Raw genomic sequence first — 14,386 nt, 5'->3', positions numbered from 1 at the left:
GATGTATTGATTACACATTTTTGACTCAGGGCTTTGGGCATAAAGAGCGCACAATAATTTAAGCCCATCTTCTGAAAAAACAATTTCTGTTGGGGTCTTGATTCCCCCTAATATGAGCTCATAGTCCAAATAACACAAATACGCCAAACGATAATATGCTTCATAAGCAGTATGTTGTTGGCAACAGCGTTCAAGCAAATGATGCAATGATTCATTGGTAGATGAAATTTGAGGTAACTCGTTTAAATAAGTGGCCAGCTGAGTGTATTTGGGTACTACATTGTTCACCAAAGCATGCTTTTTCCGCAAATCAGATGCCAAGCAATAAACGAATTGGTTCACACCATCTAATCCTGCTTTAATGGGTAGAATAAATGGTGTCGGCGGACTTTGCGGCACACTCTTATTTTGAATCGCGAACTGGGTATATTGGCTATTTAAACCAAGTAGCATCGCCTCCAATGCTTGTTGTGTCGTTAAAGGAATAAATCCTAAATCGCGCGCTCGTTCAAGGTAAAAGGAATCCGTGACAGCCCCGACTTCTTGCCAAATACTCCAATTGATAATTTTAATTGGTAACGCGGTTTCCTGTTCCAGGCGCAAGCAATATGCATCCAAGGCATTGCTGGCTGCTGCATAATTGGCTTGTCCGGCAAGACAGGCACTGCTTTGCATGGAAGAAAAAATTACTGCAGCGTTTATTTGTATCTGTTGATGCAATTGATAAATAAAATAAGCACTAAATAATTTAGCATGAATCACATGACTAAATTGTTGCCAAGTCATTGAATCAACGGTGCTGTCTTGTAATTGCATGACCAAATTAAATACTGCATGAATGACAGGATGTTTCACGTGAAGGTATTTAATCAGCAAAGCACATTCTGCTTCACGTGTCACATCCGTTTGAATAAACTCAATCTGCTCACCATAAGTATGTAAAAATTGCCGTCCTTCTTCACTTAGAGGACTACGCCCTACAAGAATGACTTTAGCGTGATACGAGTCAATTAAAAACTGCGCCAAACGACGACCAATACCGCCCATCCCCCCAAGAATCAAATAAGTCCCATGGGTTATGAGAAAATCGTTTTCTTCACAATCAGGAGCTAACTCCAGAGAAGCGAACCAGTACTGTTTATTTCGATATTGAATTGTTTGATGTGGCCCTGGATAAACCATTTCCAGCATCGATCGCTCCAAAGGTGTATCAATAATAAAATGTTTCAAGTGCCAATGGGGCATTTCTTTAGCTAAGGAACCCAATAAACCACAAACCATTGCCACCTGAGGATGATTGGCTTTAGCAACATAAGAATACCATTCAATATTAATTTTCTTTGTAAATAAGCAGGAGCTTAATGTAGTTTTCAATAAATCAAATAAAGGTTTAAGCAGGCTAAGCGGATCTTGGTTAAAAAAATTAATCTCTAGATTAAAATCAGGGTACTGAGGATAAATAATAAAGCGATCGATATCCGCATGTGCCTCTAAAAATAACTGAAACTCATCGGGATTAAAGTAACTCAAGTCATAACTTAAAACTTTATTATTTTTTTCGAGTTGTGAGCTAATCAGTTTTAGTGTTTCGGTAAAACATCCCGCATGAATGATTACAATATTTTGGTTATATAATGGTTGATGCGTCATTTCCGCATGCAACTCTTTTTTCACATACACCCATTGGTTTTCTTGAGTTTTAAACCAGATTTTTTTACGGAGAAATGGATACGCCGGAGTCTCATGGACTGGCATCATTTCATTCGGGTGTGCTGCAGTACTAAATACAGCATCACCCGCCAGATACGCGTGTACCATGGATTGATAATCATCGCTAATCCGAGGCATTGCAGATGAGTCGATCCAACTTTGCATCTGCTGGATTAATTGTTGCTGATTATGCCATTGGAAAATCACCCGATAGCGTTGATGAACCCTTCTTTTTTGCAAGGTAAAACAGAAACTTTGTGGATCAAAATGAGATGTTTCGCACAACCAGTCAATGTAACTCTTCACCAAGATACGCAAGCTTGCTTCATTTGCAGCAGAAAGAGGAATCAATGGCACAAAAGATTCTGCAGGATGTTGTTGAATCATAGTACCTTGTTCTAAAACAACATGCGCATTAACTCCGCCAAAACCAAAAGAGCTTACAGCTGCACAACGAGGAACTAATGCGGCGTTAATTTGCTTTTGTTGCCATGCATGAGTTTTCTGACTGATTGAAAGTCCTGATTGCTGCAAGGCAAGGTAGGGATTGATTTCAGATATATTCGCTTGTCCTGGTATCATTTGATGCTGAAACATCAGCAAAATTTTTATCAATCCAGCCAATCCTGAGGCTGGCTCCAGATGACCGATATTGCCCTTAACTGAACCTACTTCAATCGATACATTTTTATCGGCAACAAAATTTTTCAAGCCTTCCAACTCAATAGGATCGCCTAAAGGAGTTCCTGTACCATGGGCTTCAATATAACTAATGCGCGCGATATCAATGGAGCTATAAACATGTTCATACAATTTCTGCTGTGCTTTTGAACTGGGTGATGTGAGCGTATTTGCTTTACCCGTATGATTTACTCCGCTGCCAAGAATCTTCGCATAAATCGTATTATTTTGTGCCCGTGCTTGCGCTTGTTTCTGGAGAATAATTACAATGATACCTTCCCCTCTAATGTATCCATCGGCATGTTTGTCAAATGGCTTGCAGATTTTCGTAGCGGACAACATTCCTGATTGAGTGAACGCATTAAAAAACTCATCATCAAGTAACAAATTAACCCCACATACAATTGCTTGTTCAATCTCCCCTTGATTGATGGCTTTCACAGCGCGATCCAAAGCATATAAACTGCTGGAACATGCGGTATCCACTGCTTCACTAGGCCCACTTAAATCAAAATAATGAGATATTCGATTCGCCAATAAACTGTGTACTGTTGCAACTGGTATATAGGGATTACTCACTTGGTATCGCGTTAATAACTTCGCATAATCAAAAGTTGACGCCCCCACATAGACACCCGTTGCCGAGCCTTTCAAGTTTAATGGATTGATTCCTCCCATTTCCAAAGCATGCCATACTTCCTGCAATAACAGTCGTTGCTGGGGATCCATCACTATGGCTTCAAACGGTGATAGATTAAAAAAAGCGGCATCGAATGCATCAACAGCATCAATAAACGCGCCAGGATGTTGTTGCATATAATGCAAGCGATTCGCAGGGGTTTGACTAAACACATGGTGTTGATTCACTAACAACTGCCAAAAATCATTTAAACTCTTACAACCTGGCAATAATGCGCTGTAACCAATAATGACCGGCAGATCCTCGTCAACCGAATGATGCTGGATTAATGGCTTTACCTCTTCAGATTGGACCATCGCCTCCGTAGAAGGCTTGGCTTGCTCATAATTACTAATGAATTCGGCAACGGTTTTATAACCAAAAAATGTGGCCGGTGTAATTGCCAAATCATATGTATCATTCAACTCATTGGCTAGCTCAGTAAATAAAATTGAGTTAAAACCAAGATCACCAAAAGAGGCTGTTAGCTCAAAATTCCCCTCAAGTTCCAATATTTTTTTAATCGTGTTGACCACAAAGAGTTTAAATTCCATACTCACTTCAGACCTGTATTTTTTCGTCGATTTCGAATCATTTAATCGCTGTAGAATGATTTCTTGCTGTCCTTGATGCGCAATAATTTGCGGCCAGGATAATGCGGGTAATGTTTCTAAAATACGGCACCCGGTGGAATTGCTAATCGCTTGCATTCCCCACTCTTTTTGCATACGTGCTAATACTGAATCACTAACCTGCATGCCTCCTTGCTCCCAAAAAGGCAAATTAATACTGTACGTAAATCCAAAACATTCTCCTTTGATACGCAACGATTCACGTAAGACGGCAAAACCATCTAAAAATCCATTAGCAGCTGCATAAATAGACTGTCCAATATTAGCGAGTATTGAAGAGTAGGAAGACAACAAAAGAAAATGATCCAGACGATACGCCCTCGTCGCTTTATCTAAATTCAAGGTACCTGTTACTTTTGCAGCTAATGCCGTTTCAATTGCCTCAGCTGATTGATTGATAATTAAACTATCTTGCTGCACACCCGCGGCCTGAATACAACCATTTAATACTCCGCCATGCTCTAAAACAAAGTGAGTCATACAGGCATGCAGTGCTTCATAATCACTGAGATCAACTTGTTTATAATTGATGTTGTTTTGTTGTAACCAGTGAATGTTTTCTTTAGATGGATGACGTCGCCCCAGAAGTAAAACGCGGGCTTGATATTGAGTCACCAGGTATTGGGCAATAATTTGGGGAATCGCACCAAGCCCCCCCGCAATAACATATACCCCATGTTGTTTGAATAAAAAACGAGCCTCATTCTTCTTCGGGATGACCGTATGATAATATTGAGTATGAAAAACACCTTCCCGGTTTACTTTAACCCACGTAGGCAATTGGCTGTGGGCAACCCGTGGTAAGAGTTGGGGACTCAACTCCCAAGGCAATAGAACAACACTGTAATGCAACTCAGGAAACTCACATTGTGCTGTACGTAAATAAGCATGGACGGCCTGCGCATAAACAGCAGTTTCTCCCGAATCATCAAAACATAAAATCAACTGTAATTTTTTTCTTGTTTGCAAAGCATGCTGTAGATTCTGTAACAAGTTCATGAATTGCTGTGTATTGTGTAATTGATTCACACGCAATATAGAACATGCCGAATCGGTGTTTGGGCTATCTGTGGCTTGCAACCATTCAAAAGTTCTTCCAGTTGCCTTATCACAATCAATGCGCTGCCAGGATGGCTTAAAATAATGAATTGGTTTTTGCGGAATAATTTGTTGTTTATGAATAGGAATCATGCAAAAACCAGTAATATGGCTTACCAAATGATACCGTTCATCAAAAATAGAAATGTCATAACGCGGAGAAAATGGGCGAACGGATTTGTCTTCCACAACAACATAAATTTTAGTGGTCCATTCTTGAAATAGATTGAGCGCCTCAATTTTCTGAGGGATATATACCTGCTCTTCTGGCAATCCCTCTTGTAACACTGAAACACATTGCAAAACACTATCAAATAAGCGCGGATCTAAAGTAGGTATTTCATGAGACTCTGCACGCGTTAATGTAGCAATCGCTTTATTTTTATCCTGATTAATTTTAATTGTTTGCACGCATTGAAATACTTCACCATGATACCAATTGTTTTGACGAAATTGGGCATACATTGCCACCGCCGACACATCGTGATTGCACTCAACAGCAAATGAAGCATATTCCTTGAATACAGTAATTTCATCTAAAGCATGATAAGTACTGCTTGAATGTAATAATTCACCTGCTAATTCACAAAGGGTATAAGTATCTTCCGATTTAAAACGAATCATGAATGAAAGAGCATCCCCCTCATAATCTGCATAAATGGGATTAAGCCATTTTATGTCACGGATGCTGATAAGCGACGCTTTCTCTCTATTACGTATGTAGGCTTGATAACAAAAGTAAATATGTGCCACCCCAGGCAATATTGGACGTTGATGCAATCGATGCTGTTCAAAATAATAGGCGTTTGCCTTCAGAACCAAGGGATATTCTTGAATTGCTGGAAAAGAACTACGAGGCACAATCCAATGTATGTGTTTTTTAAAAGAATGGTGTTTTGTACACAGTTCGGGAATAAGAGGATAATCTTGTAAAATGATGTGTGCATTTGAGCCACCCGCTCCAAAAGAACTAAGTGCACTGTAACGTGAACCCCTACTCTGTCCCCACGCAGTATCTTTTTCCGGGATAATAAACTGGGTCTTTTCAAAATGACAATGCTCATTCAGCGGCCAAGCATTCACTCCCGCAAAAACTTCCTCATGTTGATATTGCAATAATATTCGTACCAATCCCGCCAAACCAGCACATGCTTCACTATGACCAATATTACTTTTAACCGAACCCAGAAACGCCTTATTTTGATAGACTTCACTCAATGCTTTAATTTCTATGGGGTCACCTAACACTGTGCCGGTACCATGTGCCTCAATATAATTGATTTGCCAGGAATTAATTCCTGCTTTTTGCAAAGCAGAAAGGATAACCTGTTTTTGGGCTTCAGGATTTGGCACTGTATACCCGTGCATTTTGCCACCTGAATTGAGCGCACTTCCTTTGATGATCCCATAAATTTTATTACCTTCCGCAACAGCCACACCTAATTTTTTAATGCATAAAGCAACAACCCCTTCAGCATACACAAATCCATCAGCATTTTGCGAAAACGTAGCATTAATGTTTTGAGCCGACAGCATATGCAAATCTGAGAGTTCTACCATTTGGCGTGGATGCACAATTAAATTAACTCCACCCACTATAGCCATAGTTGATTCATCAGTTAACACACTTTGACAAGCCAAATGAAGCGCTGATAACGAAGACGAACAGGCAGTGTCGACCGCCATGCTTGGACCATGCAAATTAAAACTATATGAAATTCGGTTTGCTGCAGACCAATAAGCGCACGAAGAATTAGCGTGTTTTTGGGTCGTCCAATCTTCATTGAGCCAAGAATAATAAGCACCACTTATCCCGACAAATACCGAGATTTTATTGTCCAATGCAATGGGAAAAGCATTCGCATCCTCAAGCGCAAAATAGGCATTTTGCAGCAGCAAACGTTCTTGTGGATCGATAAAAGCAGCTTCGCGTGGAGAGAGTTTAAAAAAGGCTTCATCAAAACAATCGATATCATTTAAAAAACTACCGCTACCCGCATAAGATTTTCCTTGCTTTCCTTTTTGCGCATCAAAAAATGAGTCATGCGCCCATCGTGATTTGGGAATAGGTCCAAATGCTGTTTTACCCTGTTGCAGCATAGAAATAAAATCATCGGAACCTGTGTGTGGCAGCTGATAACTCAGCCCCACAATAGCAATATCTGTTTCCCGGTTATAATGGTTTAAATCTAAATGGACTTCATCAGGAGTTTCAGTACATTCATTGCCGGTAAATCGTTTCACCAGTGCTGCCACCGTATCTACTGCAAACAATTCAGCAATACCGAATTCAGGGTATTCAGGCTTTAATTTTTGATATAAATCACTCAAGCTTAATGAATCAAAACCAAGATCCGACAATCGATCTTCTAATTGAATCGTTTCGCTATCCAAATAGAGTGTTTGTGCCAATTGCTCGACTATCCATTGTTGATTTTTTGTGGAATGAAATGGCGCTTGTTGTTTTTCACCGCCATTTCCAACATCTCGCTCTTTGTCCACAGGCTCTATGGATACTTTAGATAAGGGCATCATCAATGCGGGCTGTCTTTTTATCTGATCTTGACGATTTATTTTAGCGTCAATAACAATTTGTTCTGCAGAAGAGAAATTTAAACAAGAACATTGATACTCAATATCGGTTAAATTCATCTTCTGCAATACGGCAATCCATTGTTCTGGGCTCAATAAAGGTGAGTTCATTTGGCGTAGATGTTGGTCGCTCGCGTTCCACCATCCATCAAATAAGCCAAAAATAGCAGTGGTATAATTAGTCTTTTCCACTAACTCATTCAATAATAAATGTCCGCTATCAACCAAGCATTCGCACAAGCTATTCAGTGAATTTAATATATCTCTCGTGGCATGAATGGCATTGGTTGCGATCACCACATCAAAAGCTTGATAAAATTCATGCTGAGAATCCATGTGTTCCATATCAAATATTCGAAATTCCATGGAATGTTCATACTCAGAAAAATAACGTCTTGCTTTATTCACTAATGCTGGAGAAATATCAGTGAAATAGTAAGTAAATGATTGATCGTGCAGCGCTCCTAAAATTGCTCGCGTTGAGGCACCACTTCCAGCCCCCACCTCAAGAATCTTTATTGTTTTTTGAGATGATAAACAGTAATTTCTTAGTTTACTGGCCAACATCTGATTGGCATGATCAGCAACCGTATGATGTTCGTAAAAGCCTTGTACTAACTCAGTATTACCATGAGGAAAAATAACCTGATGTGGTAATAGATTACCGGATAATAATTCAGGGTAATGTTCGCATACTGAGGTAAATAATTTAAGCCGAGATGAATAATTCCCCTCTTTTAATTCATCTTCATAACTGCTTTTTAGGGCTTCAAGATGTTTTACCTCTTGGGTAATAAAAATAAAATCTTCTTCTACGTGAACAAACTGCAGCTTTTGCCAAATATTAAATAACTCACGAACCAATAATTGAAAATGTTTTTGGAACGGTGCAAAAAACATCGCCACGTTAAGACCATGCATGGGGAAGGATTGATTGATCCGCAACAAAAGACTTAGTGCCACAAACTCTTCCAGAATTTTATTTTTATTAACCGTGGCAGTGGTTATAAACTCGTTTTGTTTCCTACGGCCAGTAATTAAAGCAAATGGAGTGTGGGTGTCAATTTGCAGCTCAAAAAGTTCCATCAACTCAGCAAATGATAAAGGAGCCAAATCATTGCTCGCCATATACTGCGAATAATCAGCAGATGCTGCCAATCCAATGCCGTCTATTACACCCAATGCGGTGACAAAACATGGAAGACTTTTTTGTTGTGCTAATAAATATTTTTTTAACGCAGCTTCAAAACTGTACATCGTAGCGCCTAAATTGGGGGAATAGGCCTGAATGGATGTAAAAACATACAGATTTTTAGCGAATTGTGATAATTCCTCAGCGACTAGCCAACTGTTGCGTTGGCTCACTTGCTTTAACGTAGTCGATAATGAATGCTCGCTTTGCTTAACCCACCACTCATCATGACGGGCAACAGCCAAATGAAAAATACCTGAAATTTTCTCTGCAGCAGCGATTTGTTTTAAATAGGTTAATAGAGCATTATGTTCATCAGGATCACAGCAATGATATATCATATTGCTTAGCTGTAGTTTTGCCTGTACGTGTTCAAGCAATTGATTATAGGGCTTGCGACCCACTACATGAACTTTTGCCGCATATTTTTCTTGGAGATAGGCTCCGAGTTTTAAACCAACCCCACCTGCACCGCCAACTAAAACATAGGTTCCATGATATTCAAAACCTTTATGTGCCACCTTGGAAAATTGCAAAGCGACTTGCTTGTATTGATAAAATCTTCCTTTAAAATCAACTATATTAATGTGCAGTGGGTTGATTTCTAAATTCACTGCTTTTACAAAGTGAGTGATTAACTGGACTTGTTGCGAGGAATAACTCTCATCCAATTCCAAGTAAATTATACGTTGTTTTTTAAGCTGATTACTGCATTTAACTGAGATTTGACGAATGATTTCCAATACCCACTGGATAGGATCTTGTTCTGGATAATTGATCGTAATCCGGAGATCATGCGCCAAAATATCATGTATGGAACACTCAGTCCAATGAATGGTTTTAAGATTAGAGAACTCTTGGGGGTTCATGCATTTCAACGTAGTTTGCAACGTATAAAATCGCCGCTCATTCTCTAAAGAATCCCTCTTTGATTTTTTAAAATAAGATTTGCGTTCAAAAGGCATTGCTCCTAAATAACGCGCAAAATCAATAGCAAAACCCTTAAGCCATAATTGCAAGACAAATTCATCACTTAAGGTCACAACATCCTTATCACTCACATGATCCAGATCGATACAAATGCTCTGTCCTGCTTTAAAATGAAAGATACATTGGTTGGTACTGCTGTTTTGTGAATCCTGAGTAAATACTAACAGCGGTTTATAATAAGCACTTAATAAAGTAAACACATTCACTTCAGAAACTGTGCTTATTCGCGCACTTAATCTGTTCTTAAAGAGCTCAAGATACGCAGAATCACGCTGGAGCAGTAGTTTAATCTCATCGGGTAGAAGCAGTTGTTGTTCAAGCAATGCAATAAGTTCAACAAAAGAAGGAGAATAACGGCGAAGCAATTCTTTTTTAACCGTACTTAATTGCCATTTATTAATAACACATACTCTTGCCCATAAAAGAATCACCATCAATTGATATTGGTATAACTTCTTATTCTTATCCTCATCCATCGATGTTATTTCTTCATCGCCGCGAAGAGCAAACCTATCCTTTATTTGCTGTAGGTCATTTTGTTCAAATAAAACGATTAACTCTGCAGGAAGCAGCGTTTGCAAAAATGCTTTAAACGTATATTGATGCTGGTAAAGAGCCACACTTTCAACAATGAGTTGATTCACTTGGGACGGTGCGATTACCAAACTATGGAGAAGCGTCGACAGATAATCATCTAAATCAGTTAGTGCCGAATATTGTTTGCCGTTTAATATTAAATGAGTTTGCATTTTTTGGTTGGCTTTAATTGCCAAAGAAATTGCACTGCCATAAGCTTCAATACAGCGTATTTCAGATAGAAAATCATGAATTAGATGAATCCAATATTCCGCTAACTGTGCCGAAAAATTAGGCTGCACATAAGGCCTTAATGATACTGAGCTCGTTGGTAAACAATCCCCGGGAAGAACTAAAAGGTCATTCTTCATGGATATCCAATCAATGTGTTTTGCATGCTCATTGAACCATCCTGCTTGGCGAAAAGGAACAAGGTGCTCCTGAGCATAAATTAAGTTTAATGCCACATGATACATCTGTTCCTGCAGAACATAATCTTCCGTGAGTGCTACTAAGGATTCCAAATCTTCTTTAGTTTTTGCGCTTAGCAATACAGGTAATTTAAAGGGTTCATTTGTTTGAATTGGCACACGCTCAGGGACTCTTTGCAAAATGGCATGTGAGTTCGTTCCACCAAATCCAAAAGAACTCACTGCAATTTGTGAGTGATTATAATCAATGGATTCTGTATTGATATTTAATGTTTCAGGCAATAAAACATTTACGGGATCTGAGAGTACATGGGGAGGAATTTGCCGACTCTTTAAAATCAGCAAACACTTGGCAACACCTAATAACCCGGCCCCAGCTTCCATATGTCCTAGATTCGCTTTAATGGAACCAATAAAACAACCAGGATAGTTATGACTTAACGCTTCTAGCTCAATCGGATCACCAAGGTTAGTTCCTGTGCCATGGGCTTCAATATATGCAACATCTAGATAGGCACATTGTTTTTGGGCCAAACGTATTAGTTTAGATTGGGCGGTAGCACTAGGAGCGGTCATTGTGCTGGTAGTTCCATTATGATTGCAACTAATTCCTACAACAGCAGCTAAAACAGGGAGATTTAATGAGTCAGCCTTTGCTTTTGAGGTAACAAGCAAAGTAACCATCCCCTCTAAAGGCAAATATCCATCCGCTTGCATAGAAAAAGTATGACACCCACCACTTCGCGAGAGCATACCCGCTTTTTTGAAACTCTGATGCCGCAAAGCGCTATCAATATAATTAACACCTATCACAAAAGCAAAATCATTTTGACCTTGTCTAATGCTGTCACAAGCGTCTTTTAAGGCAACCAATGAACTGGCGCAAGCGGCATTAATACTTTTACTTTCGCCAGTAAAGTTAAAACAGTATGAAACTCGATTGGCAACACTCGCTTCACAATTATTTAGGAAAAAACGGCTGTCACTATCGCATGCACTCATTGCATAAGAATGTAGGTTATCTACCGTCATTACTCCGGCATAAACACCTGTTGTTGCCTGCTGCAGCTCATAACGCGTCATACCTGCATTTTCCAGACACGTATGTACGCCATGCAATGCTAATTTTTGTTGTGGATCGAGATGAGCAAGGTCTTTGGCAGTCAGATTAAATAAGCCTGGTTCAAAAAAGCTCCAATCAGTAAACAAATTGGCATAGGTCGTTTCACCTTTACTACGCCACATTCTTGATGAGGTTATAGAATCCCTTGCTTTTTGGCCCGCAATTAAAAATTGCCACAAGGCTTCCTCAGTTTCTATCTGAGGGAGCCTTAAACTTAAACCGATGAGTACGGGGGTAATATCCTCAAGAGGTGAATTCTTTTGAGGTATCGGCAATAATTCCTGTTCCATTTGGTTCATCTAACCTTTCTGATGAATGTGCAAAAAAGGAGGGAATATAGTCCGTTTTAAACCCCTGCTGGTACGTTTTTAAATGAGTGATGAATTGTTTGTCCTTAAGCAAATTCATAGCTGCTTTTACAAACATTAGGGCGATGTAATAGCGCCCTTCATTCGTATTTTTATCAATTTTTAATTGAGCGGGATTAAATTGATTAAAGGGGGGTAAAGATTTTAATACATCTGGATCAAGTTTTAATTCATAACTTGTATTCAAGCCAAGTGAACAAATAGCATATCGCAAATAAACGTATGCTTTAGTTATTTGATAACTGGCTTCATCCAGTGCGGTAACTCGTCCTTTCGCATAAGCAATATGCAAAAATGTTTCTTCTATGGCATTCAAACGTAAAAAATTCGCGATAGTTGCCAAATCAAAAAGAGGCATCCCTATTCGTGCAAACTCCCAATCAATTAATGAAAATTGATTTCCTTCTGTTTGAAATAATATGTTCCAGGGATTCATGTCATAGTGACACAGACTGGTTTTTGGATTTAGATTAAGTAAGTGATCCAAGTCATTAAATAGAGTCAAAACCACAGAAAAATCATCAAATCTGGGATCTCTTTCAACACGATCTATAACCTTGGATTTTAATTGCAAAAATTTATCGCTTTCCTTACTTTCACACTTTGGAACTTTAATTCCATGCAATGCACTAACTACTGAACCCAGTGAGGCTAATCTATCCAGGGATTTATTCAATGGCCATCGCGGATCATTGGCAACAAATTCAAAAATAGCCACTTTTTGTTCCGCATTAAAATAAACCATTTTAGGACCTATACCGGTACGCGAAGCAGCTTGAGCCGCATATAATTCTACCCACCCCTGAGCACTGTCTTCTTCTAATATTTTTATTACATAGTTCTGATTGTAGGCTTCCACTATGAAGTTCTGACAAAAGGGAGATAAACCACCGTTTAGTGGTTTTAAAGATCCTGCTCTCCATGGTAGAAATGACTCTAATGTCGACGTTAGACGCGCTGCAATCGCTTTAGAATTACTCAATTCACCTACCGCACTTTCAGAAATCAATCCTTTAGGTTGTACTACCTGGCCATCTATAAATAATCGCCAACTACTGCATACTAATCGTAAAGCCAGTAGTTCATCCTTACGAAGAAATTTTAAAATTTCTCCCATAATAAAATAAGGAATTTGGAGCGCTCCCAAACTAAAATCCTTTGCAGGCTTATTTACACTCCCTAATAGTTTGGTATTGAGTTGCTGCTTAAATTGATAATCATTAACGGTTTGCATCGCTTGCTTTATCAGCATCACACTAATATAGAACTTACCCGCATCACTGCTCTTATCAATCGCTCCATCACTGGGTTGATATTCATTAAAGGCTGGAATTGAGCCAATATCGACGTGATTGACGCTCATGGGGTCGCTCATATTAGCTGCAAAACTAATTGCAAATCGCAATAAAGCGATTTGTTGCATGTATGCATAATGCATGTGTTCTTCAGGGGATGGTTGACGTCCCAAATAATGCGACAAAAGAGAGTTTGCTGCAGCTGGCTTTAAGCGTAAAGTAGCAACCACAATCGCTAAGTCCAGAAAGGGATCAAGCAGCCCTGCGCATTCCCAATCAATAAAAAAGAAATCGTCGGGGGTCGCTAACAGATTGTTAGGATTCATATCGTTATGACAATAATGAGTTTGTCTCACTAAACCCGTTAAATAATCAAGTTGCAGCAGAGCATATTGCTGCAAGAAAAAAACAGGCGAGGCTTTAATGTAATTATTTAACGTGACTCGACGTTCAGCGATTAGGGTTGATTTTTCAATTTCCGAGCGTCTCTGTAAATGTGGTCCAGAATGAATCACTGCAAATTTCTTCGCAATAAGTTTTAGTTGTTCATCATCCAGCCGCCCTGTAATCGATGGATTATTTTCTACATAACGCATGATGACAACACCCGCAGAAAAATCAAAATATTCTACTTCAGGCGCTACTTTTTTCTGGGCGAAAAAAATGGATGCAAATACTTCCCGAGTTCGCCCTTCCTTATGTCTTATATGCCGCAAAACAAACCGCTCGTCACCAACTTGCACTAGATAACTATTCGCCCACGGAGAAAATCCTCCAGTTAATCGTTTTATGGTAATGGGGGACTTAGGTATTACAGGTAAAATCGCTTGGATATGGGGAAGTAACTCAGAAACATCCGTGGAATCCTTTGCTTCAATGCATAATTCATAAACCTCATTGGAGAATAAGTGTCTCCAACTTTTGTTGACCACACTTAATCTTTTTTTCTCACCTGAAGATAAATTACTAACTATCTTTTGAACCACGCTTAAGGGTAAAGAACGATTAAAAAATTTCAT

At 39.2% G+C, this 14,386-nt stretch carries 2 protein-coding genes (1 of these 2 cut by a window edge); both read right to left on the bottom strand.

The features are described 5' to 3' along the window. Nucleotides 1-12,003, bottom strand: the 5' portion of a protein-coding gene (locus tag DGG96_RS00705) for an SDR family NAD(P)-dependent oxidoreductase (protein ID WP_110141098.1). It extends 927 nt beyond the left edge of the window; the window shows 12,003 of its 12,930 coding nt (coding positions 1-12,003); it begins with the start codon at nt 12,001-12,003; its stop codon lies off the left edge, out of view. Continuing rightward, the gene (locus DGG96_RS00700; RefSeq protein ID WP_110141097.1) at nt 11,948-14,386 is read right to left on the bottom strand and encodes a phosphotransferase; all 2,439 of its coding nucleotides are present in this window, start codon (nt 14,384-14,386) and stop codon (nt 11,948-11,950) included. Before DGG96_RS00700 ends, DGG96_RS00705 begins: the two co-directional genes overlap by 56 nt.

Source organism: Legionella qingyii, from assembly GCF_003184185.1.
Note: the sequence above shows the minus strand (reverse complement) of the source record. Positions and strands in the feature narration are given on the sequence as shown.

Excerpts from the sequence above, each read along its gene's own strand:
- DGG96_RS00700 (WP_110141097.1), bottom strand. The coding sequence starts at position 14,386 with ATGAAATTTTTTAATCGTTCTTTACCCTTAAGCGTGGTTCAAAAGATA.